Annotated in this window: 25 protein-coding genes; 11 read left to right on the forward strand and 14 right to left on the reverse strand. The window is 72.9% G+C overall.

What is annotated here, in order from left to right; translation table 11 throughout:
• Window positions 1-6: 6 nt before the first annotated feature.
• The 3 genes from ACZ42X_RS10245 to ACZ42X_RS10255 form a co-directional block, all read right to left on the reverse strand.
• Window positions 7-489, reverse strand: a complete 483-nt coding sequence (locus tag ACZ42X_RS10245) for a hypothetical protein (RefSeq protein WP_468286575.1) — start codon at window positions 487-489, stop codon at window positions 7-9.
• Between the two features lie 349 nt (window positions 490-838).
• Window positions 839-1,267 carry a hypothetical protein gene (locus ACZ42X_RS10250; RefSeq protein WP_468286578.1) on the reverse strand — a complete coding sequence of 143 codons (429 nt, stop codon included), beginning with the start codon at window positions 1,265-1,267 and terminating at the stop codon, window positions 839-841.
• 86 nt (window positions 1,268-1,353) lie between these two features.
• Window positions 1,354-2,517, reverse strand: coding sequence for an amidase domain-containing protein (locus tag ACZ42X_RS10255; protein WP_468286581.1), 1,164 nt, complete (start codon window positions 2,515-2,517; stop codon window positions 1,354-1,356).
• Between the two features lie 426 nt (window positions 2,518-2,943).
• Here ACZ42X_RS10255 and ACZ42X_RS10260 point away from each other — a divergent pair, with 426 nt between their 5' ends.
• Window positions 2,944-3,234: a hypothetical protein gene (locus ACZ42X_RS10260; protein ID WP_468286584.1), complete on the forward strand. Its 291-nt coding sequence runs from the start codon at window positions 2,944-2,946 to the stop codon at window positions 3,232-3,234.
• Between the two features lie 8 nt (window positions 3,235-3,242).
• Here the strand turns inward: ACZ42X_RS10260 and ACZ42X_RS10265 are convergent, their stop codons facing one another.
• Window positions 3,243-4,754: an MFS transporter gene (locus ACZ42X_RS10265; RefSeq protein WP_468286586.1), complete on the reverse strand. Its 1,512-nt coding sequence runs from the start codon at window positions 4,752-4,754 to the stop codon at window positions 3,243-3,245.
• Window positions 4,755-4,975: 221 nt separating this feature from the next.
• Here ACZ42X_RS10265 and ACZ42X_RS10270 point away from each other — a divergent pair, with 221 nt between their 5' ends.
• The 6 genes from ACZ42X_RS10270 to ACZ42X_RS10295 all read left to right on the forward strand — a co-directional run bounded on the left by ACZ42X_RS10270 (window position 4,976) and on the right by ACZ42X_RS10295 (window position 12,838).
• Entirely contained in the window at window positions 4,976-6,799 is a 1,824-nt protein-coding gene (locus ACZ42X_RS10270; protein ID WP_468286589.1) for an IucA/IucC family protein, read from the forward strand.
• A gap of 9 nt (window positions 6,800-6,808) precedes the next feature.
• Window positions 6,809-8,332 (forward strand): pyridoxal phosphate-dependent decarboxylase family protein, encoded by a 1,524-nt coding sequence (locus ACZ42X_RS10275; protein ID WP_468286591.1) that lies wholly within the window; start codon window positions 6,809-6,811, stop codon window positions 8,330-8,332.
• Window positions 8,329-10,131 carry an IucA/IucC family protein gene (locus ACZ42X_RS10280; protein WP_468286593.1) on the forward strand — a complete coding sequence of 601 codons (1,803 nt, stop codon included), beginning with the start codon at window positions 8,329-8,331 and terminating at the stop codon, window positions 10,129-10,131. Before ACZ42X_RS10275 ends, ACZ42X_RS10280 begins: the two co-directional genes overlap by 4 nt.
• A complete protein-coding gene (locus ACZ42X_RS10285; RefSeq protein ID WP_468286595.1) occupies window positions 10,128-10,739 on the forward strand; it encodes a GNAT family N-acetyltransferase in 612 nt (203 codons plus the stop codon). Before ACZ42X_RS10280 ends, ACZ42X_RS10285 begins: the two co-directional genes overlap by 4 nt.
• Entirely contained in the window at window positions 10,736-12,061 is a 1,326-nt protein-coding gene (locus ACZ42X_RS10290) for a lysine N(6)-hydroxylase/L-ornithine N(5)-oxygenase family protein (protein WP_468286598.1), read from the forward strand. The genes ACZ42X_RS10285 and ACZ42X_RS10290 overlap by 4 nt, the downstream gene beginning before the upstream one ends.
• A 90-nt stretch (window positions 12,062-12,151) precedes the next feature.
• Window positions 12,152-12,838 carry a pyridoxamine 5'-phosphate oxidase family protein gene (locus ACZ42X_RS10295; RefSeq protein ID WP_468286600.1) on the forward strand — a complete coding sequence of 229 codons (687 nt, stop codon included), beginning with the start codon at window positions 12,152-12,154 and terminating at the stop codon, window positions 12,836-12,838.
• Here ACZ42X_RS10295 and ACZ42X_RS10300 read toward each other — a convergent pair.
• Complete coding sequence (locus ACZ42X_RS10300; RefSeq protein WP_468287518.1) at window positions 12,822-13,040, reverse strand: hypothetical protein; 219 nt, start codon at window positions 13,038-13,040, stop codon at window positions 12,822-12,824. The two genes, ACZ42X_RS10295 and ACZ42X_RS10300, sit on opposite strands and share 17 nt — an antisense overlap.
• 101 nt (window positions 13,041-13,141) lie before the next feature.
• Between ACZ42X_RS10300 and ACZ42X_RS10305 the strand changes: the two genes are divergently transcribed.
• A complete protein-coding gene (locus tag ACZ42X_RS10305) occupies window positions 13,142-14,281 on the forward strand; it encodes a hypothetical protein (RefSeq protein ID WP_468286603.1) in 1,140 nt (379 codons plus the stop codon).
• A 16-nt stretch (window positions 14,282-14,297) separates the two neighbouring features.
• Here the strand turns inward: ACZ42X_RS10305 and ACZ42X_RS10310 are convergent, their stop codons facing one another.
• Window positions 14,298-14,447 carry a hypothetical protein gene (locus ACZ42X_RS10310; protein WP_468286606.1) on the reverse strand — a complete coding sequence of 50 codons (150 nt, stop codon included), beginning with the start codon at window positions 14,445-14,447 and terminating at the stop codon, window positions 14,298-14,300.
• Between the two features lie 174 nt (window positions 14,448-14,621).
• On the opposite strand from ACZ42X_RS10310, the gene ACZ42X_RS10315 reads away from it, so the two are divergent.
• Both ACZ42X_RS10315 and ACZ42X_RS10320 read left to right on the forward strand, forming a co-directional pair.
• Window positions 14,622-16,067 (forward strand): MFS transporter, encoded by a 1,446-nt coding sequence (locus tag ACZ42X_RS10315; RefSeq protein WP_468286609.1) that lies wholly within the window; start codon window positions 14,622-14,624, stop codon window positions 16,065-16,067.
• 232 nt (window positions 16,068-16,299) lie between these two features.
• The gene (locus ACZ42X_RS10320) at window positions 16,300-17,328 is read left to right on the forward strand and encodes a terpene synthase family protein (protein ID WP_468286611.1); all 1,029 of its coding nucleotides are present in this window, start codon (window positions 16,300-16,302) and stop codon (window positions 17,326-17,328) included.
• 4 nt (window positions 17,329-17,332) lie between these two features.
• On the opposite strand, the gene ACZ42X_RS10325 is transcribed toward ACZ42X_RS10320, so the two are convergent.
• A complete protein-coding gene (locus tag ACZ42X_RS10325) occupies window positions 17,333-18,043 on the reverse strand; it encodes a CAP domain-containing protein (protein WP_468286613.1) in 711 nt (236 codons plus the stop codon).
• 213 nt (window positions 18,044-18,256) lie between these two features.
• Here ACZ42X_RS10325 and ACZ42X_RS10330 point away from each other — a divergent pair, with 213 nt between their 5' ends.
• Entirely contained in the window at window positions 18,257-18,520 is a 264-nt protein-coding gene (locus ACZ42X_RS10330) for a hypothetical protein (RefSeq protein WP_468286615.1), read from the forward strand.
• Window positions 18,521-18,610: 90 nt separating this feature from the next.
• Here ACZ42X_RS10330 and ACZ42X_RS10335 read toward each other — a convergent pair whose 3' ends face one another.
• The 7 genes from ACZ42X_RS10335 to modA form a co-directional block, all read right to left on the reverse strand.
• On the reverse strand, window positions 18,611-19,387 hold the full coding sequence (locus ACZ42X_RS10335; protein WP_468286617.1) for an ABC transporter permease: 777 nt from the start codon (window positions 19,385-19,387) through the stop codon (window positions 18,611-18,613).
• Between the two features lie 5 nt (window positions 19,388-19,392).
• A complete protein-coding gene (locus tag ACZ42X_RS10340) occupies window positions 19,393-20,232 on the reverse strand; it encodes an ABC transporter ATP-binding protein (protein WP_468286618.1) in 840 nt (279 codons plus the stop codon).
• A gap of 182 nt (window positions 20,233-20,414) precedes the next feature.
• A complete protein-coding gene (locus tag ACZ42X_RS10345) occupies window positions 20,415-21,473 on the reverse strand; it encodes a polyprenyl synthetase family protein (protein WP_468286620.1) in 1,059 nt (352 codons plus the stop codon).
• 230 nt (window positions 21,474-21,703) lie between these two features.
• A complete protein-coding gene (locus ACZ42X_RS10350; protein WP_468286622.1) occupies window positions 21,704-22,426 on the reverse strand; it encodes a GmrSD restriction endonuclease domain-containing protein in 723 nt (240 codons plus the stop codon).
• A gap of 222 nt (window positions 22,427-22,648) precedes the next feature.
• Window positions 22,649-23,377: a DUF2470 domain-containing protein gene (locus ACZ42X_RS10355; protein ID WP_468286624.1), complete on the reverse strand. Its 729-nt coding sequence runs from the start codon at window positions 23,375-23,377 to the stop codon at window positions 22,649-22,651.
• A gap of 101 nt (window positions 23,378-23,478) precedes the next feature.
• Window positions 23,479-25,434 carry an ABC transporter permease gene (locus ACZ42X_RS10360; RefSeq protein WP_468286626.1) on the reverse strand — a complete coding sequence of 652 codons (1,956 nt, stop codon included), beginning with the start codon at window positions 25,432-25,434 and terminating at the stop codon, window positions 23,479-23,481.
• Between the two features lie 50 nt (window positions 25,435-25,484).
• Window positions 25,485-26,303 (reverse strand): molybdate ABC transporter substrate-binding protein, encoded by an 819-nt coding sequence (modA, locus tag ACZ42X_RS10365; RefSeq protein WP_468286629.1) that lies wholly within the window; start codon window positions 26,301-26,303, stop codon window positions 25,485-25,487.
• Window positions 26,304-26,426: the final 123 nt, after the last annotated feature.

Genomic DNA, 26,426 nt, shown 5'->3' on the forward strand with positions numbered 1-26,426 from the left:
CCTCCGTCACGTGTCTGGCAGGAGGAGCCACACCTCGGAGAAGGCGAGACCGTGCTCGTGGGTCACCGCCCCGCAGGGACAGCCAAGTGTGACCCGCCGCCAGTCGCAGGCCACCGTCCAAGGCCCGACCGTGCCTCCGCACCCCGGGCAAGCCACGGTCTCGGCCGTCCACACCCCGGGGGCGGGCCTGCCGTGGCGACGGAACGGCCCCGCGTACGAGACCTGCCAGGGCACGGCCGGGGGCGTGAGCGCGTCGGTCCCGGGCGGGGACGCCGTGGCCAAGGCGGTGAACAGCGCGACCAGCTCGGGCAGCAGGGCCTCGCCCGCCCCGGTCGTCGCCGGCCCGGCCGGGTACCTCGGGGCCGCCGCCGCGGCCGGTGGGTTGGGATGGGCGTGCCAGGGCAGCAGGGCGCCAGCGACGGCGGCCAGCAGGGCGGCGGCGGGCGGGCTGACGGCGCCCGCGTCGAGATGGTGCAAGGCGGTGCGCACGACGCGTTGGAGCCGCCGGTCCCGGTCCACGGCCGCCGCCCGGCGCGCCGCCGCGCCCCGCCGCCTCGGCAGCCCGGGTCAGCCGGGCCAGGACGGCCCCCGCCGCCTCGACGTCCGCCACGCCGGGCCGCCACTCCGCGGCGGCCAGCAGCCGCCGCGCCCGCCCGGATTCGCGAGTGAGGGCGCGCGTCGGCAGCGGCTGGGTGCCGGGGGTTCCCCCGTGGGTGTCCTGCCCGCTCGTCATGGGGCCGGCGCCTCCCTGTGAGGTATGGAGCTCGGTCCCAGGAGGGTACGTCGGCCTGACACGTGCGCCCCGGCCGAGCCGGGGCGCAGCATCACTGTCACCTGGTCACGGTGTGACCGGCGAAGCGGGGGACTTGTCGCGGCCCTTGGGGTTCTCCCCGAGCGCGACGAACCACGCCTGCTCGTGGCGGCTGAGGGTGAGCCGCTCGCTGTACCGCTTCCCCTCCTTGTCCGTGCCCGACAGCTCGGCGGTGGCGAAGTCCGGCCCGAAGTCATGCGCGATGTCGACCCGGGTCACCTTGAGGCCCCTGCCTCCGCTCGCCTCGACCCGCTCAGCGGCCTCGGCGTCCGCCTCGTTACCGGGCGGCGCGAGGGCCGCCAGCGCCGAGGTATCGCCAGCGTTGAGGGCGGCCACATAGGCGTTCACCGCTCCACGCTCGTCTTTGGCGCCGGATGCGCCGCCGGTTGTGGTCGTGGTGCCACTGCAAGCCACGAGCAGAGCGCATGCGATCGCCGTGCCCACCGAGCTGGGCATGAGCCGTGACTTCCTCACGCTGTCCTCCAGATGCATGACCGGGGGTGAATCGCTACTCGACTGTCCGCTGCCACCACTTACGGCGCTCAGGTGCGGTGGGCATACCACCAAGCACCCCGGTTCCCGTTGACGATGTAGCTGAGCTTCTTATTGAGTGTGCTGTTGGTGTGGTAGGTCATGTACTTCTCGCTGCCCTGGGTCGCGGTGACGATCATCGTGTGATCGATGTACCCGTTCCTGTCCCAGTCTGCCTGCAGCACGTCAGCGCCTGCCATCGACCAGATGCTGGGCAGCATCTGCGTCCGCTTGGAATGTGCGGCGGCGAACCAGTACCAGTTTTCCGCACCCGCCCAGGTGTAGCTCGTGGTTGATGACCAGCTGCCGTAGAACCACTTCCGGTTGTCCTTCCGCGACGCCATGCTCCCGGAAGTCATTCCCCAGCCGCCTGCACGCATGGCCTGTGAGATGAAGTTCGTGCAGTCATTTCCGTACACGCGATAGTTGCTGTTCGGCGTGCGCCAGTACCTTTTCGCGTAATCCTCCATTTTGGAGTAGGAGTATGCGTAAGCCACTTTCTTGGGCTTGGGAATGGGATCGATCTTCTCCGACGACGGGCCCGTCTTCGGACCCTCCTGCGGCGGGATGACCTCCGGCTCGGTCGGCGCCGGCGCTCCAGGCTCCGGCGCTGGCTCGGTATAGCGCTGGGGTGTCGGCGATCCCACCTGCGTGCTAGGCGTCGGCCCGTTGGGATCTACTGCCGCAGTGTCCCTGTCCAGGACCCAGCCGCCGTCTGCGCTGACGAACTCCAGCGTGTGCGGCAGCTCGAACTCTTCGGCCTCCGGCTCTCCCGGCTGCACGTCGGAGTAGAACAGCTTCGTGTGCTCCGTCACGTTCAGGGTGGCCCGGTCGGCCACGACCTGGAACGTCTCGGGGGCTACGGTCACCTCAGCTCTCGTATAGCCACCGTCCAGCGACTTGTACGTCAGGCCACGGGCGATCAGGACGTTGCGCGCCTGCGCATAGTGCGTGGTCATGGTGGACGACATCGGCGTCACGGCGGCGGCGGAAAAGGCCGTCTGCGGCTGGGATGTGACAAGCTCGGCTCGGTGTTGCAGATAGGCACGCCCAGCTTCCAGCAAGGAACCGGAATCCGCCTCCCCTGCCATCGTGGCTGAGGCTGAAATTCCGTTTGCTGTGGCCGGGGTGGCGGTAGCGAGCATTCCGGCGAACAGCGCCGCGGCAGTCGTCACGCTCAGTGGGCGACGGATAATCCGTCTCGGTTTCCGGGCAGCCGGAAAGTCCTGGTACATGTCCCCCCTATGGCCTTCGAAAAGGCAGATCTACACGGAGTGTGTCTGGGCATGCCTACCAGCAAGGCGGGGATGTGGCGGTCCACGTACGTGGATTTCGACTGATTGTTGAAGGGTTTGTGGCTTGAAGACCTCGTAGCGCTTCGTACTCGGTGTTCGGCTCTCGGCGGTGTAAGGCGGGCCGGCGGTCCAGCGTGGCCGGTAGCTCGCTACCGCTCATGCTCGGTGCCGGCACTTCGCGAGACCGAGCCGGGCGTCCACTCGGCACCCGCTTCCGGACCAACCCGTATGCGCGCACCGTTCATGCGCCGAGCAACGCGGCATCAAGCCCCTGTACGAGGTGCTCCCCCCACCGGAGCCCGCGCCGTGAGCGCCCCGGCGCAGCCGGGCCGGGTTGGTGCGGGCGCCATGTGGCTCGTCTCCGTGATGGATCCGCCGTCGATCGTCCCGACCGCGTGGGCCGACAGCGCCTACGCCCTCGCGGAGGTACCCCTCGGCGTGCGGTTCGACGTCGTGCGCGCCACCGAGTGCCTGGGGGTGCGCGCCCTCGGCGCCTTGGCCAACGCGGCCGTGTCGCTGGGGCCGGTGCTGTACTGCCGGCCGCGCCAGGCCGTCGAGTTCCACCTGCTGCGGGCGTACGGGTGGGGGCGGTCATGACGGCCTGATCAAGCCGCCCCCGCCATCCGGGCCGACGGCGTCTCCTGGGCGGTCGCGTCCGCAGTCGCCTCCGGCGTCGGACGCAGTGTCCGTGACGCCAGCACCCCCACCGCGCAGACCAGCGCCGCCGCGAGGCACACCGCCGTGAAGCCGTCCGCGAAGGCCGCGCGGGCCAGGGGCTGGAGCGCGGTGGGGACGAGTTCGAAGCGGCCGGTTTCGACGGCGGCGCGCACACCCGCCTCAGGGCCCAGGCCCTCGCCCACCCGGGCCGAGAACAGGGCACCGAACACCGCGATGCCGGTCGCGGTGCCGAGGGGGTAGCAGGCGTTGGTGAGGCCCGAGGCCATGCCGGCGCGGTCGGCCGGGACCGCTCCCACGGCCACGCCCATCAGGGGCGGGAAGATCACGGCCCCGCCGATGCCCAGCAGCACCAGGCCGAGCGCCGTGACCGCGAAGTCGGCCCCGGAACCCGCCGCCGCCAGCGCCAGCAGCCCCGCCCCCTGCGCCGCGAAGCCCCCCGCCACCAGCGCGTCCGCCGTGTAGCGGCGCTGGAGGCTCGCCACGAAGAGGCCCGCGATCAGCAGGCTGCCGGTCAACGGCAGGAGGTGCAGGCCGACTTCGAGCGGCGTGTACGCGTGCGCCGACTGGAGCCACAGGGTGATGAAGGCCAGCACGCCCAGGCTCGTCAGCCGGGCGAGGAACCCCAGCAGCGCCGCGCCCGAGAAGGCGCGCACCCGCAGGAGCGCCAGGTCGATCAGGCCGTCGCCGCGCCGCTGGGCGGCGACCAGGGCGAGGGCGAGCCCCACGCCGACGGCCGCCGAGAGCACCACCTGCGGCGACGTCCACCCGGCCTCCGGCCCGGCGATCAGCGGGTAGTGCAGCGCCAGCAGCGCCCCGACGCCGAGGAGTGCGCCGAACGGGTCGATGCGGCGCCGGGTGTCGCGCGGTGCCGCCGACTCGGGCATCCGGGTCAGCGCGCCGGCCACCACCAGCACCCCGATCGGCACGTTCACCAGGAAGATCCACCGCCAGCCGAGGAGGTCGACGAGGACGCCGCCGACCACGGGCCCGAGGGCCCCCGCGGCGGAGGCGATGGCGGCGAACGCCGCTATCGCCCGCTGGCGGCGGGCCCCTTCGGGGTAGGCGGCGGCGATCAGCGCCAGGGTGGGGGCGAAGACGAGCGCGCCGCCGACGCCCTGCGCGGCGCGGGCGGCGATGAGCGTGCCGACGTCGGGCGCAAGACCACATCCGGCCGAAGCAAGGGTGAAAAGCGCCATCCCGGCGGTGAAGACGGTCCGGCGCCCGATCCGGTCGGAGAGCGCACCCGCGCTGAGCAGCAGGGCGCCGAAGGCGAGCGAGTACGCGGAGACCGTCCACTGGACCTGGCCGAGCCCGCTCTCCAGGTCGCGGGCGATACCGGACAGGGCGACGTTCACGACCGTCACGTCCAGCGTCATCATCACGCCACCCGCGCTGACGAGGGCGAAGGTCCATCGGGGCGTGCGTCGGCGGGAAGCCACCGCTGAGCACCTCCAATTCGGGTCCGGGCCGGGGGTGGCAGAAGCCAGGGAGGAACCGCGCGCACGCCGTATCCGAAACACCTGACGGATCGTCAAGTCCCGTGCGCCGTCGCGTGGCTGAAAGTTGACCTTGTCCCTAAGGTAAGCCTAACCTAATCTAGCCCCGCCCGGACGTCCAGACGTTCGAGCGCAATGATCCGGCCAGACATCGGAGCTGCCTGATGCCCCTTTCCGCCGACCATCCCGTGCCCGCTCTGCCCGAAGTGGCCCCCGCGGCCTGGCGCGAGGCCAACCGCCGCCTCCTTGCCAAAGCGCTCGGCGAGTGGTGTTTCGAGGACATGCTGAAAGCGGTCGAGACCGGTGAAGGCGGCTACCGCGTCGACCTCGACAGCGGTACGACGTACGCGTTCGACGCCACGCCCGGCGCCTTCGGCTGGCTGCGCGTCGACCCGGACTCGATCACCCGCACCGCCACCAGCATGCTGGGCAACTCCATCGCCCAACCCGCCTGGGACGCGCTGCAGTTCCTGATGGAGGCGACCTCCACCATCGGCAGCGACCCCTCCACCATCGCCACCTACTTCACCGAGCTCTCCGCCACCCTCGCCGTCGACGCCGCCCGCCTCACCCACGGCGGCGAGACCGTGGCCGAGCTGCGCGCCCTGGACCACTCGGAGCTGGAGTGCCGGATGACCGGCCACAACCTGCTCGTCGCCAACAAGGGCCGGATCGGCTTCTCCGCCACCGACGTACGCCGGTACGCCCCCGAGTCCGCGCAGCCGCTGAAACTCCAGTGGATCGCCGTCCACCGCGGCCTCGCCGAATTCCGCGGCACCTCCGAGCTGTCCGAAACCGCCATCCTGGAAGAGGAGTTGGACGCGGAGACCCGCAGCCGGTTCACCGCCGTCCTGGAGGAGGCCGGGGTCGACCCGCAGGGTTACGTGTGGATGCCCGTGCACCCCTGGCAGTGGGACCACGCCGTGCAGATCGTGCACGCCGCCGACGTCGCGCAGAACCGCATCGTCCCGCTGGGCGAGAGCCCGGACGCGTACCTGCCCGGCCAGTCCATCCGAACGATGGCCAACGCCACCACGCAAGAGCGGTACGACGTCAAACTGCCGCTGAAAATCCTCAACACCCTGGTCTGGCGCGGCATACCGCCGCACTGCACCATGGGCGCCCCGGTCGTCACGCAGTGGCTGCGCGGGCTCGTCGAGCGCGACCCGTTCCTGACCGACACGTGCCGCACCGTCTTCCTCGGCGAGGTCGCCTCCGTCACCGTCCAGCACCCCTACCTGTCGAAACTCCAGGACGCGCCCTACCAGCACCTGGAGACCCTCGGCTGCATCTGGCGCGACTCCGTCTCCGCGCGCAAGGACCCCGACGAGCGGGTGCGCACCTTCGCCTCGCTGCTGCACGTCGACAGCGCCGGCGACGCCTTCGTCGCCGAACTCGTCCGCGCCTCCGGCCTGGACCCGCAGGAGTGGCTGCGCCGCCTCTTCGACACGCTGCTCACGCCGATCCTGCACGTGCTGTACCGGTACGGCGTCACCTTCAACCCGCACGGCCAGAACACGCTGCTCGGGTACGACGAGAACGACGTCCCGGTCCGGCTCTACCTGAAGGACTTCGTGGACGACGTCTGCGTGTCGTTCACCGACGTGCCGGAGCGCGGCCCCGAGCCCGACGGACACGACCACGTGCTGCCCCGCAAGCACCCGTCGATCATCAAGCAGCACGTCATGGACCAGGTCTTCGTCGGCCACTTCCGCTACCTCGCGCCGCTCTGCGCCGACCAGCTCGGCGTACCGGAGAAGACCTTCTGGCGGCTGGTGCGGCAGACCATCCTCGACTTCCAGCGGCAGTTCAAGGAGCGGTTCCCCGAGCTCGCCGGGCGGTTCGCCGAGTACGACCTGCTCACCCCCGAGATCCCCCGGTACGGCCTGAACCGCGACCGGATCGTGGTCACCCGGTACACCGACCGCGCCCTGCGCCACGCGCTGTACCCGAACGGCACGCACCCCAACCCGCTCGCCGAGGACTGAGGAGGCAGCGTGATCCCGTTGGCCCAGACCCAGACCCGACCCGTGCCCCCTTCCTTCCCGCCGTCCGTGCTCGCCGCCTCCCAGGAGGGCCTCGCCGAGGTCCTCGCCACCCTCGCCGAGGCGGTCGACGCCGCCGGCGCCGCCCGCCGCCCCGCCGGACCGATCCCGGCGGGCGCCCCCGCCGACGTCCTCGCGGCGGCGGCCGAGACGCTCGGCCCGGCCGAACTCCCCGCCGAGGGGCTCGGCGCCAAGGCGGCGCTCCAGCTGCTCGCGACCGTGCTGCTGGAGCAGGGCATCGACCTCTCCCACCCGCGCGCCGCCGCCCACCTCCAGGCGCCGTCCCTGTCGGTCGCGGTCGCCGCGGACACCCTGGCCGCCGCCGGGAACGCGTCGCTGGACACGTACGACTCCGGCCCCTCCGGCATCGCCGTCGAGCGATGGCTCATCGGCGCCCTCATCCGCCTGGCCGGGCTCGGGGAGCGCGCCGACGGCGTCCTCACGCCCGGCGGCTCGCTCTCCAACCTGATGGGCCTGCTACTCGCCCGCGACGCCGCCGCGCTGCGGCGCGGCATCGACGCCCGCCGGGACGGCGTGGCGGCGCTGCCCGGCCCGGTGGTGTTCTGCTCCGAGCTCGCCCACTTCTCCACGCACCGGGCGTGCGCCGCGCTCGGCCTCGGCGAGGCCGCCGTGCACCCGGTGCCCGTCGACGAGCGCCGCCGCATGCGGCCCGAGGCGCTCGCCGCCGCGCTGGCGGAGCTCGGCCCGGACCGGACGCCGATCGCGGTGGTCGCCACCGCCGGGACCACGGACTTCGGCTCCATCGACCCGCTGCCGGAGATCGCCGAGATCGCTTCCGGGCACGGCATGTGGATGCACGTGGACGCGGCGTACGGCTTCGGCGCGCTCTTCTCCGACCGGCTGGCCGACCGCCTCGCGGGCCTGGAGCTCGCGGACTCCGTCACCCTGGACCTGCACAAGATCGGCTGGCAGCCCGCCGCCGCGAGCGTGCTCCTGGTGTCGGACACCACCGCCTTCACCTCGCTCGACCGCGAGGTGGCCTACCTCAACCCCGTCGACGACTCCGAGGCCGGTTTCGACGGCCTGCTGGGCCGCAGCCTCCAGACCACCCGCCGCCCCGACGCGGTGAAGGCCGCCGCCACGCTGCTGACCTACGGGCGGGAGGGGCTCGGCCGCATGGTCGACGTCTGCCACGACCTGGCCCGCCATGCCGAGCGCCGCATCCTCGCGGAGCCGGAGCTGGAGCTCGTCGCCCCGGCCGAGCTGACGACGGTGGTGTTCCGCTACCGCACCACGGACCCCCGGCGCTCCGACGAGCTGAACGGCGCCCTGCGCCGGCGGCTGCTCGAATCCGGCGCCGCGCTCATCGGGCGCACGGAGGTGGCGCAGCGCGTGTGCCTGAAGTTCACGCTGCTCAACCCCACCGCCACCACCGACGACATCGACGGTCTCGTGGACACGGTCCTCGACGCCGGCCGCACCTGCGAACGACTCATCGAGGAGGGCGCCGCATGAGCATCACCACCCCGGCGGCAACCACCCCGGCGGCAGCCACCACCGCCCCCGACCCGCTGCACGCGCTCGACCCGCGCGGCGCCGCCGAACACGCCCACGTCGAGGCCCTCCTGCGCTGCTGGCTGCGCGAGACCGGCACCCCCGTCACCCCCGGTCCGCTCCGCGTGGAGCTGCCCACCGCCGGGCTCGCCCTCGTCACCGAGGTCACGCACTGCTCGCCCACCGGCTGGCACCGCTTCGCCCCCGCCCGCCTGGAGGGCCCCGGCGGCCCGCTCGGCCAGTCCGCCGACCCCGTCACGGCCGTGGCCCTGCTCTCCACGGAGGCGGCGGTACGCGGCGGAAGCCGCCCTGGCGGAGTCCCCTCCGGCGAGGTCGCGGACCTGGTGGAGCGCACCGCCGAGTCCGTACGCCGGGTGGCGGCCTTCATCGCCGACCGCCGCGCCCACCCGAAGCCGCCCCCGGAGGTGGACGGCTTCCTCGACGCCGAACAGGCGCTGCTGCTCGGCCACTTGAACCACCCGGCGCCCAAGAGCCGGGACGGCATCTCGGACCACGAGGCGCGGGCGTACTCGCCGGAGCTGCGCGGCTCCTTCCGGCTGCACTGGTTCTCCGCCGACGAGTCGGTCGTCTCCCACGACGCCGTCGAAGGCGCCCCCTCGCTGGCCGGCCGCGACACCGTCGCCCTCCTCGCCGACCTCGCCGAACGGCGCCTGGACGACGGCCGGGTGCTGATCCCCGCGCACCCCTGGCAGGCCCGGGACCTGCTGCACCGGCCGCGGATCCAGGCGCTCGTCGCCTCCGGCGCGCTGAAGCCGCTCGGTGAGCTGGGCCCCGAGTGGTGGCCCACCTCCAGCGTGCGGACCGTGTACCGGCCGGACGCCGACGTGATGCTGAAACTCTCCCTCGGGCTGCGGCTGACCAACTCCCGCCGCGAGTCGACCCGTACGGAGCTGCGCCGGGGCCTGGAGATCAACCGGCTCCTCGACGCCGGATACGCCGGGGCCACCTTCGCCGCCCACCCCGGCTTCGCGATCACCCGCGACCCCGCCTGGATCGCGGTCGACGAGCCGGGCCGCCCGGAGGGTCCGGACGTCACCGGCCTCGACGTCGCCGTGCGCGAGGTCCCGGACGGCATCGCGGACCTGCGCTGCCTGGTCGGCCTGGTGGCGCCGCGCCCCGGCCTCGGCCGCAGCGCGCTCGGCGACCTGGTCGCGGCGCTCGGCCCGGGCGCGGCCGAGCAGTGGACGGCCGACTACACCGACAAGGTGCTCGTGCCGATGCTGCACCTGTACGCCGCCACCGGCATCGGCCTGGAGGCCCACCAGCAGAACACCCTGGTCCGGCTGGACGCGACCGGACGCGTCACCGGCTCCACCTTCCGCGACAACCAGGGCTACTACCTGGCCACTTCGTACCTCCCGGGTCTGCTCAAGCAGCTCGGCGCCGACTCCTCCACGCTCGCCGTCGTCGACGACGCCCTCGTGGACGACCGGCTCTCCTACTACCTGCTGCGCAACCAGGCGCTGTCGGTCGTCGGCTGCCTCGCCGTCGACGGACTCGCCGACGAGCGTGACCTCCTCGCCGTCCTCGCCGACCGGCTGCGCGCGGCGCTCCCCGCGCTCGCGGAGGCGGGGCCCGAGGGCGACCGGCTGGCGCGCCGCTGGCTGGAGGCGGACACCCTGCCGTGCAAGGGCAACCTGCTGACCCGGCTGCACGGCATCGACGAGGTCCTCGCGCCGCTCGACGCCCAGTCCGTCTACCTCGACGCCCCCAACCCGCTCCAGGAGGCCACCGCATGACGTCGACGCACCCCGCGTCCGAGGACACCGCCACCGACACCGACACCGACACCGTCCCCGGCCCGCCGCTGCCCGTGCTGCCCGCGCCCTGGTCGGCCCGGGTCGCCCGGGCGGAGGGCGCCGACCTCGACGTGGTGCACGGCTGGATGCAGTCGCCGCACATCGACGCCTTCTGGCACCAGGCCTGGCCGCGCGAGCGCTGGTACGAGGAGATCGCCGGGCACCTGTCCGGTGACGCCATCCTGCCGGTCCTGGTCGACCTGGACGGCGAGCCGTTCGCGTACATCGAGGTCTACCGGGTGATCCGCGACCGCCTCGCCGGGCAGTACGCCGAGCTGCCGTACGACCTGGGCGTGCACATCGCCATCGGCGAGGCCGCCCGCACCGGTCAGGGCCTCGGCAGGCGGCTGCTGCGCGCCCTCGCGGAGGGGCTGCTCGCCGCCGACCCCGCGTGCACCCGCGTGGTCGCCGAACCGGACGTGACCAACGCGCCGTCGCTCAGGGCGTTCGAGGCCGCCGGGTTCCGCCCGGCCGGAAAGGTGTCCTTCCCCGACAAGACGGCCGCCCTGATGGTCCATCCGCGTACCGAGGAGGACATGCCCCGATGACGCAGGAACAGCTCGTCTCCGAACACGACGTGGTGGCCATCGGCTGCGGCCCCTTCAACCTGGGCCTGGCCGCGCTCGCCTCCACCGTCGACGACCTCGACCTGGTCGTCCTGGAGGAGCGGCCGGAGCTCACCTGGCACCGGGGCATGATGTTCGGCGACGCCTCGATGCAGGTGAACTTCCTCGCCGACCTCGTCACCCTCGTCGCCCCCTGGCATCCGCTGTCGTTCCTGGCGTACCTCCACGACATGGACCGGCTCTACACCTTCACCGTGCGCGAGAACTTCTTCCCCTCGCGCCGGGAGTACGAGGACTACCTGCGCTGGGCGGCCGCCCGGCTGCCCTCCGTCCGCTTCTCGCACCGCGCCGAGGAGGTCCGCTGGGACGCCGGGGCCGAGCGGTTCACCGTGGACGTCGTCCGCGGGGACGGCACGCGGCTGCGGATGCTCGCCCGCAACCTGGTCCTGGGCATCGGCACCGCGCCGCACGTCCCGGAGGCGCTGGCGGACCTGCCCGAGTCGCTGCTGCTGCACACCTCGGACTACCTCTACCGGGCGGCCGACGTGGCGGCGGCCGGGAAGGTCACGGTCGTCGGCTCCGGGCAGTCCGGCGCCGAGGTCGCCGTCGACCTGCTGACCCGCAACCTCGACGGCGGCCCGGCGGTGAGCTGGCTGACCCGTACGTCGTCGTTCGCGCCGCTCGACTACACCAAGATGAACCTGGAGCTGACGACCCCGGCGTACATGCGGTACTTCCACTCCCTCCCCGAGGGCGTGCGCGACCGGCTCGTCGGCGAGCAGTGGCAGTTCTACAAGGGCATCTCCACCGACACCCTGGAGGAGATCCACGAGCTGCTCTACCGGAGGCAGCTGGAGCACGGACTGGCCGACGTGGAGCTGCGCTTCGGCATCACCGTCGAGTCCGCGGCCGTGGACCCGACCGGCCGCGCGGCGGTCCTGACCTGCCGGCACCGCGACACGGACCGCGTCTTCGAGCACACCACCGGTCTCGTGGTCGCCGCCACCGGCTACCGCAACCGGACGCCCGCCTTCCTGGCCCCGGTGGACGAACTGCTCCAGCGCGACGGGCGCGGGCGGCCCCGCGTACGCCTGGACCACTCCGTCGAGCTCGCGGACGGAGTGAGCGGCCGGGTCTTCGTCGCCAACGCCGAGATCCACGCGCACGGCGTCTCGTCGCCGAACCTCGACATCGGCGCCGTACGCAACGCCACCATCCTCAACGCGATCACCGGGCGCGAGACGTACCGGCTGCCGAAGCACAGCGCCTTCACGCGCTTCGAGCCGCCGGGGCCGACGGCGTAGACGAGGGATATCGTCGCGTGACGCCCGTCGCGCGACGATATCGGCAACTTTCATGGCGCTGTTGCGGCGGAATCGATAGGTTCCTCGGGTATGGAGATCAACTCGGCGTCCCGCACGCTTCCCGTCACCGACCGCACGCGCCACCGTCGGCTGCGCGAGCAGGGCAGCACGGACCGCGCCGCCCTCGACGCCATCCTCGCCGCCGGTTTCCTCTGCCACCTCGGAGTCGTCGTCGACGGCCACCCCATGGTCGTCCCGACGGTGTACGGCTCCGACGGCAGGTGGTTGTACGTGCACGGCTCCGTCGCCAGCCGCAGCCTGGTCGCCGCGCCGGAGGCGACGGTGTGCGTCACGGTCACGCACATGGACGGGCTGGTCCTGGCGCGGTCGGTCTTCGAGCACGGCGTCAACTACCGCAGCGCGATGGTCTACGGCGTCCCGCGCCTGGTGACGGACCCGGAGGAGAAGCTCGCCGGCCTGCGCTGCCTCACCGAGCAGGCCACGCCGGGCCAGTGGGACTACGCCCGCCGCCCGAACCGCAGGGAACTGGCCGCCACCGCGCTGCTGGCGCTCTCCCTGGAGGAGGCGTCCGTCAAGATCCGCACCGGCGGCCCGGACGAAGGCGACGGCCCGGACGCCGAGCTCGGCCTGTGGGCCGGGGTGGTGCCGATGTCCACGGTCTTCGGTGAGCCCGAGCCGGACCCGGCCCTGGGCGACGGCGACGACGGTGCCGCGCCGCCCCCGCCCCACATCGCCGCGCTCAGTGGGCGCCGGTGAGCTCCCCGCTGAGCTTCCCGTGCAGCCGGGCGCTGGGCTCGTCGAGCCCAGTGATCTCCACGCTCTTGCCGCGCTGGGCGTACGTGCGCACGACGGCGTCGAGGGCGGCGATCGACACCAGCGGCGCCGGCGCGACCCCGGCGACGATCACCGCGGCCGCCAGGTAGCCCAGGCCGTGCTCGCGGTTGAGCGGCACGGTCACCAGTGGGACGGGAGCCGGTTGACCCCCAGCCGTGGTGGGGATCACTGCGGGCACGGAGCCGCGCGGCCGTCACCGCCGTCCGCGGCCGCCGTTGGACAGGCATGACCGTGATCTTGTCGTCCTCGCCGTGGCTCTTCTCCTCGGACGAGACCTTCAGCATGCGCCCGTTGCACTCCGCCCAGTTCGGCAGCAGCTGGCTCGTGGACGTGCCCGCCGCGGCGCTCGCGCCCCTGGCCGCCGGGCCGGACGCCGCCCGCAGGCTCTGGGCGCGCCGCGGGTACCTGGAGGGCAGCCGGGCGAACCGGGCGCTGGCCCGGATGCTGCGGGAGCGGCCGCAGGACTTCGGCGCCATCGGGCACATCGTGCTCGGCGCGGACGCCGTGGAGGTCGGGCCAGGCGTCCGCAGCTTCAGCGGCGTGCTGCACGTCATCGCCCCCGAGTGCATCGACGGCCTGCAGCGGCTGAAGGTCATCTCCGACGCGGCCGCGTACGGCGACGAGCCGCACGTGCTGGAGCAGTCGGTGATGCGGCTGGAGATCGTGTGCGGGGACGACCGGCGCGACCGGCTGCGCCGGCTGCACGGCCTCGCGGACACGTACCTCAACACCGCGACCGCGCAGGACCGCCTGATCCGCTGCCCCGTCATCCGCGGACTCATGGACGCCGACTGGGAGCGGGAGGGCACCTTCGACCCGCGCCGGGGCCTGACGTCCCCCACGGGGCTCCCGGTCTTCGACATGGCGGAGGTGACGCGCGCCCTGGCCTGCCTGTCCCGGTCCCCGCGCCCCGACGCGGCCCACCTGACCGCGTCCGACGACGGTCTGGAGCTCCTGTGGAGCGACCCCTCCGCGCCGCTCTACCGCGAGCTGTTCCACGGCCGCGTGACCCCCGTCGGCGTCGTGCGCGCCGTGGAGGCGCGGCGCGCGGCATGCGCCGCGCTCGCCGCACTCCCGAAGAGGCGCCTGGAGGGCTACGGCCACCTCATCCGGTACGCGCCCGAGCTCGTCCGCTGGCAGGCGTGCCGCTTCCTCCCCGTGGACGAGCTGCACCACGACTCCCGCTCCTCCTACCCCTGGCAGGACGCCATCCACCACCGCCTGCCGGCGGAGACGGTCGCGGCGGCGGAGAGGCTGGTCGCGCGCTACGAGAGGGTCCGCCCGAGGCCGGCGACGAAGGCGTACAAGCAGTACAAGCAGGAGGTGGCGGAGTACGGCCTGTGGCGGGATCTCCTCGACGACTGACGGCCCGGCCGCGGGGTCATGGCGTAACGCCGCGCGCCGGAGCTCCCCCGAAGGCCGGTGGGGTGGTCGCGCCGTCCGGTTCCCGCAGCAGGCGCTCCTCGTAGCGGCCCAGCGCGAGGAGGGCGCACAGCAGGAGGGGAGGAATCAGCAGGGCTAAGAAGATCACGACGGATCCTTCCGAAGAAAGCCTTCCTTCTTCGCGTTGCCGCCCGGATGGGATGAAAACCCCCGACTCCCGGCCTGCTGCCGTCGCCCCCTTCCGGGAATACCCCCGCCGGGTATAGCGTCTTAGTCCTCGCATACCCCCAGGGGGTATAGTTCTCGGCGAAGGGGCAGAGTGATGTCAACCGTCAATCCGCGGCGCTGGTGGGCACTTCTCGTGCTGGCCACCGCGCAGTTCATGGTCATCATGGACACTTCGATCATCGGCGTGGCACTCCCGGAGATGCAGCGCGACCTGGGCTTCTCCCAGGGGGACCTGCAGTGGGTGTTCAACGCGTACGTCATCGCCTTCGGCGGGCTGCTGCTGCTCGGCGGGCGGCTGTCCGACCTGCTCGGGGCCCGGCGCGTCTTCGTCTCCGGCTGGGTCGTGCTGACCGCCGGCTCCGTGGTCGCCGCCGCCGCGAGCACCGCGTGGGTCGAGGTCGCCGGGCGTGCGGTGCAGGGCGTCGGCGGGGCGCTGATCGCGCCGGCGTCGATGACGCTGCTGATGATGCTCTTCGGGCACGACCCCAAGGAGCTGGGCAAGGCGCTCGCCCTGTACGGCGCCGCGGCGCCGGCGGGCGGCACCGCCGGGGTGTTCCTCGGCGGCGTGTTCACCGAGTGGGCGAGCTGGCCCTGGGTCTTCATCATCTACGTGCCGATCGGCATAGCCACCCTGCTGGCCACCGGCCTGCTCCCGGCGGTCGCGGGACGGCGCGGCTCGGTGGACGTCCTCGGCGCGGTGTCCGTCACCGCCGGTCTCGCGCTCGCGGTGTTCGCGGTCGTACGGGCCCCCGAGGTCGGCTGGGGCGACGCCCAGACCGTCCTGGAGCTCACCGGCGCCGCCCTGCTCCTGGCGCTGTTCCTGGTCGTCCAGCGGTCGGTCAGGGCCCCGCTCATGCCGCTCGGCGTGTGGCGCACCCCCGGCCTCGGCGTCTCCAACCTGGCGATGACGCTGCTGGGCGCCGCGTGGATCCCCATGTGGTACTTCCTCAACCTCTACCTCCAGCAGGTGCTGGGCTACGGGGCGTTCGCCAGCGGCGCGGCGCTGCTGCCGATGACCGGGCTCCTGATGGTCTTCATGACGCTGCTCACCGCCCGGCTGTTGGGCCGCTTCGGGGCCAAGCCGCTGATCGCGGGTGGTCTGCTGGTCCTCGCGGCGGGCCTGGTGTGGCTGTCGGCCGTCGAGCCGACCGGCACGTTCCTGGTCGACGTGCTGCCCGCGTCCCTGGTGGCGGCGACGGGCATGTCCCTCGCCTACATCCCGGCCATGATGTCGGCGATCTCCGGCGTACCGCAGGAGCAGGCCGGCCTGGCCTCCGGCATCGTCAACACCACCTACCAGGTGGGCTCCGCCCTCGGCCTGGCCGCGCTCACCGCACTCGCCACCTCGCGGGGAGCGGGCGCGCTGGGCGACCTGCCGGCCCTCACCGACGGCTTCCGCGCCGCGTTCCTGGGCGCCGCCGCGGTCGCCGCGGCCGGCGGCGTACTCACCGCCCTGCTGATGCGCGGCGCGAAGTCCCCGGCGGCGGCCGCCCCGGCCGAGGCACCGTCGTCCGCGCCGAGCGAGCGGGTGGGCTCCTGACCCATGGAAGCGAGGAACCCGGGCCATCCGGCACCGCGACGGTGCCGGACGGCCCCTTCCGCCCCGTCGCCCTCTTCCCTTTTGAAGGATTTCCCGGGAAACGTTTTCAGGCTCCGGGAAAGTGGCGCGGCACCGCCGGAAGATGGGGCGGTCCGGTAACTCACCTCGCGAGAGGACCCAGGCAATGAGCCTTTCATCAAGCGGTGCGGATTTCCCCCCGATCTACTGTCCGTTGGAGTCCGCCATTCATCCGCGTGCCCGGCAGATCGAGGCGCGGGCGGAGGAATGGGTGCGCGGCAGCGGAATGTGTGCGACGCCGCACGAGAGTGACTGGGTGGTGGCGTCGCACAGCACGGACTTCTTCGCCCGCTTTGCGCCCGTCGCCGACGACGACCGGCTGCTGGCGACCTCGCTGTGGGTCTACTTCGGCTTCGCGTTCGACGACGCGCGCTGCGACAACGGCCCGTTGAGCAGCCGCCCCGCCCAGTTCAACGCCCTGGCGGGCCACATCCAGCGGGCGGTCGAGGCGCCTTCCGCGGTCCCGGCCGGGGAGCGCTTCGTGCGGCCGCTGCAGGACATCGTGGCCCGGTTCCGGTCGTTCGGTACGCCGGCGCAGGTCCGCCGGTTCGCCAACGCCCACCGGGCGTGGCTGTCGGGCGTCGCCTGGCAGATCGGCAACCAGGCGTCCGGCCGGATGCCGGAGCTCGACGAGTACCTGGCCATGAGGCTGCTGGCGGCCGGCGGGGAGCCGACGTTCGCCATGCTGGAGCTGGCCACGGGCCTGGAGGTGCCGGACAACGAGCTGCACGCGCCCGCCGTCCGGGCGCTGACCGAGATGGCCATTCTGGTCGCGGCGCTCGACAACGACCGGCACTCGCTGCGCAAAGAGGTGTCCCGGGGGCACACGGACCAGAACATCTACAACGTGTTCGTCCACCACCACGACATGAGGGTGGCCGAGGCGGTCGACGCGGCGACCCGCCTACGGGACCGGGTGCTGACCCGCTTCATGACGCTGCACGACCGGATCCGGCCCCGGGCGGGGGTCGAACTGGCCTGTTATCTCCAGGGCCTGCGCCACGGCATCCGGGGCAACGCCGAGTGGGGCCTGCGGGTGCCGCGCTACCTCAGCCTGGGACACGTGCCGGACGCCATGGACGAGGCCCCGCTGGAGTGGGCGCCGGAGCCCGCCGACACCACGCCCGCCCCCCTGCCCGGCGCGCCGACGGTCGCCTGGTGGTGGGACGAGTCCCTGGGCTGAGGCCTCAGCGGGGGACGCCGAGCACCAGCGCCCACCACGGGCCCCCGGGGCCCAGCCTGAGGCCCACACCCGCGTGACGGTACGCGCAGGTCACGAGGGAGTCGCGGTGGTCCGGGCTGTCCATCCAGGCCTGCACGGCCTCGGCGGCACTGTCCGGACCGGACGCGATGTTCTCCGCGACCTGGCGGTACCGGTAGCCGGTGGCCGCCACCCGGTCGCCGACGTCGGAGCCGTCGGCTCCGCTGTGTGAGAGCTTCCGCGTGCGCGCCATGTAGGCGGTGTGCCCTTGCGCCGCCTCGGTCAGGTCGCGGTGTTCACGGACGGCGGGGCACCCGGCCTTCGTCCGCTCGTGGTTGAGGCGGACGATGACCTCCGACCGCGCGTGCGGCAGGGACGGCTTGGACGCCGGCTTGGGGTCGGACTGCGGCCCGGGCCCGGGCTTGGACGCCGGCTCCGGCGCGGGTCGCGGCCCCGGCTTCGGCGCGGGCTTCGCTGCGGGCTTGGGCGTCGGGGGCTTGAGCGCGGGCTTCGGCTTGGGCCGAGCAGCTCCTCCGCCGCCAGGGGGCCGCCACTGGGGCGCGGCGGACGACTGCCACGCCGGTGCGGGCTGTGCCTCGTAGCGGGGCGGATCGGGAGGTACGGAGCCGGCGCTCGGCGCGGCACCCAGCAGCGCCAGCGCGGCGGCCAGGGAGGTGCCCGCACGGAAGATTCTCACCCGCTCACGTTAGGAAAACGGCGGGAACGACACACCGTCCGACCGGGAAAGAACGACAACGGGATCCGCATTTGATGCGGTTATTCATGCGGTATTTCCGGACCCCTTTAGAGGGAAGGACAGGTCCTTTATGGGGTTTGCGGCGCCGGGGCGGGCGTCGGGATTGGTACGGTCAATTCCGTTCAGAATTCCCCTGCCTTGGGAGAGCTAGCCATGTCGTTCCTTCGCCGTGCGGCGGCTGTTTCGGTTCTGGCGGTCGCGGTGGCCGCGGGCGGTGTCACGCCGACCGCCCTTGCCGCACCGTCCGCGATCAGCTTCGACGACCCCTTCGGCGGTGGCGGTGCCGAGGGGCCCGGCGGTGGTGGCGGTGGCGCCGGGCGCCACGACCGGCCCATGCACTTCGGACCCTTCGAGATCCCCCGTAACGGCAACTTCAGCGCCGGCTTCGGGTGGAACACCTCGAACCGCGACGGCTGAGGACGGCGACCGCGTCACGCCGACGCGGGCTCGGATGACGAAGACGACGAAGACGGGGTGCGGCCTGCCGCACCCCGTCTTCTCGTGCGGTCACCGCTTCAGCGTGGCCGCACTGGCGACGAGCACTCCCACGACACACGCGAGGATGAGGAAGGCGTCACGGACGAAGATGCCGGTCACGCCCTCGTGCGTGGCCGCCTCCGCCGCCGCCTGCACCGCGTACGTCATCGGCATCACCTGCGCCATGGCGTCGAGCGACCCGTGCATCTCCTGGCGCGGCACGAACAGCCCGCACACCAGGAACTGCGGCAGGACCCCGGCCGGCAGGAACTGCACCGCCTGGAACTCGTTGCGGGCGAAGGCGCTGACGAGCAGGCCGAGGGCGAGGCCCAGCAGCGCCCCCAGCATGGCGATGACCATGAGGAGGTAGGCGGGGCCCTTGATGTCGAGCCCGAGGGGCCCGACGGCCAGCAGCGTGGAGAGGACGGCCTGCAGCAGCGCGAGCAACGCGAACGCCAGGCTGTAGCCCAGCACGATGTCCAGCCGCTGCACGGGCAGGGTCAGCAGCCGCTCCGCCGTTCCCGAGGTGCGTTCCCGCAGCGTGGAGACGGACGCCACGAGATACATGACGATGACCGGGAAGATGCCGAAGACCTGCGGGCCCACCCGCTCGAACGACTCCTCCGCGTCATGGAACATGAGCTTGAGCAGCACCATCAGCATGCACGGGATCACGAGCATCAGCGCCGCGCTGCCGCGGTCCCGGGAGATCTGCTGCAGCACGCGGTGAGCGGTGGCCGCGGTGATCGCCGGCGAGAACGGCAGGGACCGCCCGAACGGGCGGGAATGGGGGCTCGGTGCCCCCATGTGGTTCACCATCGGGACTCCGGGGCGAAATAAGAGGCGTTGGGGTCGGGCAGCGAGTCATCGGCGATCAGCGGCCCCGGTACGCGGTCGATGCCCTGCTGCGGCCGCTCATCGAGGGTCTGCGACGACTTCACCAGGTGCATGAACGCCTCCTCCACGCTGTGGCAGCGCGTGTGCAGGAGCAGGTCCTCGCGGCCGGCCGAGGCGAGCAGCCGGCCGGCGCGCATCAGCAACAGCCTGTCGCAGCGGTCGGCTTCGTCCATGACGTGGCTGGAGACCAGAAGGGTGGTGCCTTCCTCGGTGAGGCGCTTGAAGACGGACCACAGCTCCTTGCGGACCAGGGGGTCGAGGCCGACGGTGGGCTCGTCCATCACCAGCAGGTCCGGGGTGCCGAGCAGCGCCACCGCCAGGGAGACGCGGGAGTACTGGCCCCCGGAGAGGCGGCCGACGGGCTTGTCGGCGTACTCGGCGAGGTCCACCTCCTTCACCACGCGGACCACGGCGTTCTCCCGGCGCCAGCCCCGCAGCCCGAGGGCGGCGGAGAAGTACCGGAGGTTCTCCAGCACCGTCAGGTCCTGGTAGACGGACGGCGCCTGGGTCACGTAGCCCACCTTGGAGCTGAGGGACGGCGATCCGGCCGGGAAGCCCAGCACCTGCACATGGCCCGACGTGCAGGGCTGGATGCCCACCACGGACCGCAGGAGCGTCGTCTTTCCACAGCCGCTCGGCCCGAGGAGACCGACGATGGTGCCCCGGGGCACAGTGAAGCTGATGTCCTGCAGGAGCAGGTGGTTCCCGCGAGCGACATGGAGGCCGTACACACTGATCGCCGGCGGACCGGACATCCGCCGACTCCTCATGTGAATATCGTTCTGCTCCAAAGAACCACTGTTTTCGGCTAGTTCAGACCGCGGCCGCTGTGGGGGCAGTGCTGCCGCCGGAATTCAGAACCTATCGTTCGGGACATTGGTTACGAAACGTCGACGAGGGTGTTGACGACGCGAACGGTCTGCGCGCGCCGCGGCCGTCATCGGTCACGACGCGTCAGCCGCAGCGCGATGTCGTGCAGCAGCCGGTACACCTCCGGCACCGGCTCCGCGCGCGACAGCGCCCGCAAGGCGGCCGTCAGTTGACGCTGCGCCTCGTGTTCCGTCTGCTCCCGGCCGCCGGCCTCCTCGATCAGGGCCGCCGCCAGGGCGATGTCCGCCTCCGTGAGCGGCCGGGGACTGGCGTACAGCTCGGCGAGCCGCCTGCTCGCCGCGCCGTCGCCGGACAGCGCGGCGACCACCGGCAGGGACTTCTTGCGCGCGGCCAGGTCCGCGCCGACGGGCTTGCCGCTGCGGTCGCTCGTGCCCCAGATCCCCAGCAGGTCGTCGGCGCACTGGAAGGCGATGCCCAGACAACGGCCGAAGTCCCGCAGCCCGTCCACCCGCTCCGGGGACGCCCCGGCCAGTACGCCGCCCACGGCGCAGGCACAGCCCATGAGGGCTCCGGTCTTCCCCGCCGCCATGCCGAGGTAGTCGGCCGTGACCACGGACGTGGCCTGCTCGAAGGCGACGTCCTCGCTCTGGCCCCGCATGAGGTGCACCAGGGCGTGCACCAGCTCCCTGGTCGCGGCCCGGCCGGCCGGCTCCGGGAGCCTGGTGAGCACGTGCACGGCGCTGACGAGCATGGCGTCGCCCGCCAGCACGGCCGCCGGGGTCCCGTAGACGGCCCAGGCGGCGGGCCGGTGCCGGCGCAGGGGGTCCCCATCGATCACGTCGTCGTGCAGGAGGGAGAAGTCATGGACCAGTTCCACCGCCACAGCGCCCGGAACGGCGCACTCCGCGGCGCCCCCCACCGCCTTCGCCGCCAGGAACGCCAAGGCGGGTCGTACCGCCTTGCCGCCGCGTTCACCGGTACGGGCCTCCGGCGCGGTCCCGTCGGCCTCGTGCCAGCCGCGGTGGTATCCGGCGATGCGGCGTTCCGGCGGCGGAAGGAGCATGACCTCGTCGTGCAGCGCCGGGGACACCAGGTCGTGGGCCCACTGGAGGACGGACGACAGGTCCGTCGTCGACTCGGAGCCGAGTGCCGTCAGAGCCGACACGACGCCTCCTCGCGGTGGTGGGGCGTGGTGGGAGGAAAGCACGGTAGTTCGAAGCTCATCACCCCAGCTAAGCCGAGGCGGAAGAGCAGAAACGTTCCGTGCGTGGGCGGGTGGGAGAGTCCACCTTCTCGGCGTAAATGAACGATCGGCGGTTCATGCGCAGTTCCCTTTTCCGCGCCCGATCCTCCTTGCCCGGTTGTCCTTTGCGGCACGGCGCATGCGCGTCGCCCTTACTTGGCGACCTCGTACGTCACCTTCGTGTCGGGGCAGTTCTGGGCCAGGTCGAAGAGCGTCTGGTGCTCGGCCTCGTCGAGGCTGAGCTGCCACCGCAGCTTGGTCGCGACCCAGTCGGCCGCGTACCGGCAGTGCACGTCCTCGGCCGGCGGCAGCCACTGGGCCGGATCCTGGTCGCCCTTGGCGCGCTTGGACTTCGCGGTGACGGCGACGAGCGTGTACGGAGCGTCGAGGTCGTTCGCGTACGCCCGTCGGCGTGCCGCGCTCCACGCGTCGGCGCCCGACCTCCAGGCTTCCGCCAGGGGCACCACGTGGTCGACCTCCAGTCCGGATGCGGACCTGACGGTCCGCGCGTCGTAGTAGGAGAACCACGACCCTCCGCTCAGCGCGCATCGCTGGCCCAGCGTCGGCGCCTCGACGGCCTCTGCGATGAGCACCTCGGCGCGGGTGGTGCAGCCGTCGGCGTCCGCGTCGATCCAGTACGTGAAGGACTCCCGGGTGTAGCCCTCGGGCGACTCCTCGGCGAGGCCGAGCGCCTCGATCGCGTCGGCGAGGGGGATCGTCACGGGCGCCTTGGCCACCTCGCCGGGCGGAGCGGCGGCCGCGGCGCTCGGCGTCACGGCGGTGGCGGTCGTCGATCCGGCGGTGATCGGCACGGCGGCGATCGTCAGGGCGGTCGTGGCCATCGCGATGGCCGTGCGGTATCCAGCGTTTCTCATAGGCGTAGGTGTAGCGGTCCCGCCTCGTGCGCCACCGTGAGCGCGCCCGCGGCGCTCACCCGTGCGGACGCCACTTTCACGTGCCCGCCACTTTCCCGTGCCCGGCACCTTCCTGCCGCGGTGCGTGACGCCGTGGTGGTGTGTACAGCGCGGCGGCCAGGGGAGCGGCGCGGATGATGGCCGCGACCAGGTCCCGGGGGGCGGGCGGGGTGGGCGGGCGCGTCATGGCCGCTGGAAGGTGCGGCGGCGGTGGGAGCAGCCGCGCGTGGTGGCGAGGAGTTCCTGGATCCGGTCGCCGGCCTCGTCGGCGTTCCGCATCGGGGCGGGAAACGGCAGGCGGGCGTCGTGGTGGCCGCGGGGGTGTTCGAGGCGGAGGGTGAGGGCGTACCGGTCGAGGGCGAGGGGGAGGACGCGGACGACGCCCTGGAGCCGTTGGGGGTCGATCAGGCGCGTCAGCCGCTCGACCGCCTCGGGGTGGGAGTCCGCCAGGTGGATGAGCATGGCGGGCTCGTGGGTGGCCAGCGGGTCCGGTGCGGTGAGGACGATCTCGTCGAGGCCTACGTGGAGGACTCCCTCGGCCGTCTCCAGGGTGGCGCGCGCGGCGTCGAGGCGGAGGCCCACCGTGTCCGCGTCGGGTGCCGGGGTGACGGGCGTCAGCCAGCCGGAGAGGGTCACCCGGGCGCGCACCCGGTCCCGTACGGCGGTGGGCGCGATGTCCGTGAACTCGACGAGTGCGGCCAGCCCGCCACGCGGAGCCGCCGCGGCCCGCCCGGCCAGGCAGCTGCCGGCGGGCAGCCGCAGCCCCAGCCGGCCGCGCTCGTCCACGTGGTGAACGTCCATCAGGTGGCAGCTGTGGCCGTCCGTGGTGACGGTCAGGGACGTCGCCGCGGCGAGGACGGATCGGACCCGCTCCGCGGGGGTCGGCTCGGCGGCGCGTACGTCGGCGCTCACGGTCTCCACCTCCAGTTAGGTAAGGCTCGCCTAACCTAGCGTGGAGGCGTGGGTCGGCGCCAGTGCGCGGAGAGTGCCGGTACGCGGAGGGGGCCGGGCTCCTACCGGGTCACCAGGGTGACCTCGGTGGCCTTGACGCTCGTGAACACCGGTGTGCCGTCGGCCAGTCGCAGATCCGCGGCGGCCGCCGGGGTGATCTCGGCGACGAGGTCCGGGGCCTGGTCCGAGGTGACCAGGACCCGCATGCGGCTGCCGACGGCCGTGATCTCCCGTACGGTGCCGGGCCAGGTGTTGCGCGCACTGCCGGTGGGCCGCTCGCGGTGCAGGGACACCGCCTCGGGCGGGATGATCGCGAGGGCGTCGGCACCGGCGGCCACCGGCTCGGCGGCGACGACGGCCGAGCCGTCGGGGAGGGCGAGCCCGTCGGGTGTGGCGGTGCCCGGCCAGGCGTTGCGGCCCAGCATCCGCGCCACCCACGGGGAGCGGGGGTGCCGGGTCACCTCGGCCGGGGCGGCGTCCTGCAGCGCGCGGCCGTCCTCGAGGACCAGCACCCGGTCCGCGAGCGACACCGCCTCGACGGGGTCGTGGGTGACGATCAGGCACACGCCGCCGAAGCCGTCGAGGTGGCGGCGCAGGGTATGGCGGACGTGGGCGCGGGTCGTCTGGTCCAGCGCCGCCAGCGGCTCGTCGAGCAGCAGCAGCCGCGGCCGGGCGGCGAGCGCGCGGGCGAGGGCCACCCGCTGGGCCTGGCCGCCGGAGAGCTGGGCGGGGCGGCGCTGGGCGAGGTGGCCGACGCCGAGGCGGTCCAGCCACCGCTGGGCGGCGGCCCGGGCCTCGGCGCGGGGCACGCCGTGGGTGCGCAGCCCGTACGCGGTGTTGGCCAGGGCCGACAGGTGCGGGAACAGCGCGCCGTCCTGGGGCACCCAGGCGACACCGCGCCGGTGCGGCGGCAGGTCGGTCACGTCGGTGTCGCCGAGGCGGAGGCGGGCGTGGGCCCGGTCGGTGAGCGCCAGCAGGGCCCGCAGGAGGGTCGTCTTGCCGGCGCCGTTGGGTCCGACGACGGCGATGGTGGTGCCGGGCGCGGCGTCCAGGACGAGGTCGGTGAAGCCGGTGACCTCGGCGTGCAGGGCCCAGCGATGGGCATCGGCGGGCGGGGCCTTTGGCCCGGGTGCGGTCACGGGCGCGGTGCCGGGGAGGGGTGCCGTGGCGTCGTCGTGCCGGTCCGGCAGCGTGCCCCCGGCCGTGCGCGCCCCGCCGCCGGGCGTCGCGGTCCAGCGGCCGCGCAGCGCGACGAGTACGGCCATCGCGATGGCGAGCAGCAGCAGGGACACGGAGGTCGCGGCCTCCGGCTGGTCCTGGAGGAGCAGGTACACCTGGAGCGGCAGCGTCTGCGTCGTCCCGGGAAGGTTGCCCGCGAAGGTGATGGTGGCGCCGAACTCGCCCAGCGCCCGCGCCCACGTCAGCGCGGCGCCCGCCGCGAGGCCCGGTGCGACCATCGGCAGGGTCACCGTGCGGAACACCCGGAACGGCGAGGCGCCGAGGGACGCCGCGGTCTCCTCGTACCGCTTGTTCAGACCGGCGAGCGCCCCCTCCAGGCTGATGACCAGGAACGGCATGGCGACGAAGGTCGCCGCGACGACCGCGCCGGAGGTGTGGAACGGCAGCGTGACGCCGAACCAGTCCTCCAGCCAGGGCCCGAGCACCCCGCGCCGCCCGAAGGCGAGGAGCAGCGCCACGCCGCCCACGGTCGGCGGCAGCACCATCGGCAGCAGCACCAGCGACCGGACGAGCGCCTTGCCGGGGAACGGCACCCGGGCCAGCAGCCAGGCGAGCGGCACCCCGAGCAGCAGCGACAGACCGAGCGCCCAGAAGGACACGACGAAGGACAGCCGCAGCGCCTGGAGGGACTGCTCGGTGCCGAGGTGCGCGCCCAGCTCGCCCCACGAGGTGCGCGTCAGGATGCCGAGGAGCGGCAGCAGCAGGAACGCGACCGCCAGCAGTGCGGGCAGCGCCAGGGCGGCGGGCGCGTGGCGGCGGTGCGGGCGGAGGCGCTTCATCGGTACGTCCTGCGGGGGTCGGGGGAGTTGCGGGCCGGTGTGCGCGGCGGTTACGGCTTCTGGAAGCCCGCGTCCCGGAGGATCCTCTGCCCCTCGGGGCCGGACAGCCACGCCACGAAGGCGGCCGCCGCCTCGGCGTTCTTGGAGTCCTTCAGCGTGGCGGCCGGGTACTCGGCGATGGCGTTCTGCGCGTCGGGGATGGCGACGGCGTCGACCTTGTCCGGGGCGCTGTCGGCGTCGGTCCGGTAGACGAGGCCGGCGTCGGCCTCGCCCAGCTCGACCTTGCTGAGCACGGCGCGGACGTTCGGCTCCTGGGAGACCGGCTTCACCGTGATCTTCTGCGCGTCGAGGATCTTCTTGCTGTACTTGCCGACCGGCACCTCGGGCGCCGCGAGGACGACCTTGAGCTTCGGGTCGCCGAGGTCCTTCAGCTCGTCGACCTTCTCGGGGTTGCCCTCGCGGACGGCGATGACCAGGCGGTTCTTCGCGATGACGGCCGGGGTGCCGGTCTCGCCCCGGACGCCGTCCATGCTCTTGGTGTCCGCGGTGACCAGCGCGTCGGCCGGTGCCCCGTTCTTGACCTGGGCGACGAGCTCCTGGGAGCCGGCGAAGGAGAAGGTGATCTTCGTGCCGGGGTGGCTCTTCTCGTACGCGGCCCCCGCGGTCTTGAAGACGTCGGTCAGGGAGGCGGCGGCCAGCACGGTCAGGTCGGCCTGCGGCGCGGCGTCCTTCGCGCCCCCGTCGGGCCGGTCGCGGTCGGTGCCGCAGGCGGCGAGCGGTACGAGCAGGGCGGCGGTGAGGACGGCGGCAGCGGCGGTACGGCGCCGGGCGCGGTTCCGGGTGCGGCCGGGGACACGGGTCTGGGACATGGGGTCGACTCCTGGTGTGACGTGCGCGGGGGTGGAACGCGCCGCCGCGGCGCGGTGAACGGACGAGCCGCGCCGGGACGGCGACGCCGCTGCCAAGGGACTTCCGCGTGACCCGCCGGCCGG

It is taken from the genome of Streptomyces sp. NPDC030862 (genome assembly GCF_055571835.1).

What these genes read in the sequence shown, in the direction of transcription:
- ACZ42X_RS10250 (WP_468286578.1), bottom strand. Translation starts at nt 1,267, where the DNA reads ATGCCCAGCTCGGTGGGCACGGCGATCGCATGCGCTCTGCTCGTGGCT.
- ACZ42X_RS10270 (WP_468286589.1), top strand. Translation starts at nt 4,976, where the DNA reads ATGCCCCTTTCCGCCGACCATCCCGTGCCCGCTCTGCCCGAAGTGGCC.
- ACZ42X_RS10280 (WP_468286593.1), top strand. Translation starts at nt 8,329, where the DNA reads ATGAGCATCACCACCCCGGCGGCAACCACCCCGGCGGCAGCCACCACC.
- ACZ42X_RS10285 (WP_468286595.1), top strand. Translation starts at nt 10,128, where the DNA reads ATGACGTCGACGCACCCCGCGTCCGAGGACACCGCCACCGACACCGAC.
- ACZ42X_RS10290 (WP_468286598.1), top strand. Translation starts at nt 10,736, where the DNA reads ATGACGCAGGAACAGCTCGTCTCCGAACACGACGTGGTGGCCATCGGC.
- ACZ42X_RS10295 (WP_468286600.1), top strand. Translation starts at nt 12,152, where the DNA reads ATGGAGATCAACTCGGCGTCCCGCACGCTTCCCGTCACCGACCGCACG.
- ACZ42X_RS10305 (WP_468286603.1), top strand. Translation starts at nt 13,142, where the DNA reads ATGACCGTGATCTTGTCGTCCTCGCCGTGGCTCTTCTCCTCGGACGAG.
- ACZ42X_RS10315 (WP_468286609.1), top strand. Translation starts at nt 14,622, where the DNA reads ATGTCAACCGTCAATCCGCGGCGCTGGTGGGCACTTCTCGTGCTGGCC.
- ACZ42X_RS10330 (WP_468286615.1), top strand. Translation starts at nt 18,257, where the DNA reads ATGTCGTTCCTTCGCCGTGCGGCGGCTGTTTCGGTTCTGGCGGTCGCG.
- ACZ42X_RS10335 (WP_468286617.1), bottom strand. Translation starts at nt 19,387, where the DNA reads ATGGGGGCACCGAGCCCCCATTCCCGCCCGTTCGGGCGGTCCCTGCCG.
- ACZ42X_RS10340 (WP_468286618.1), bottom strand. Translation starts at nt 20,232, where the DNA reads ATGTCCGGTCCGCCGGCGATCAGTGTGTACGGCCTCCATGTCGCTCGC.
- ACZ42X_RS10350 (WP_468286622.1), bottom strand. Translation starts at nt 22,426, where the DNA reads ATGAGAAACGCTGGATACCGCACGGCCATCGCGATGGCCACGACCGCC.
- ACZ42X_RS10360 (WP_468286626.1), bottom strand. Translation starts at nt 25,434, where the DNA reads ATGAAGCGCCTCCGCCCGCACCGCCGCCACGCGCCCGCCGCCCTGGCG.
- modA (WP_468286629.1), bottom strand. Translation starts at nt 26,303, where the DNA reads ATGTCCCAGACCCGTGTCCCCGGCCGCACCCGGAACCGCGCCCGGCGC.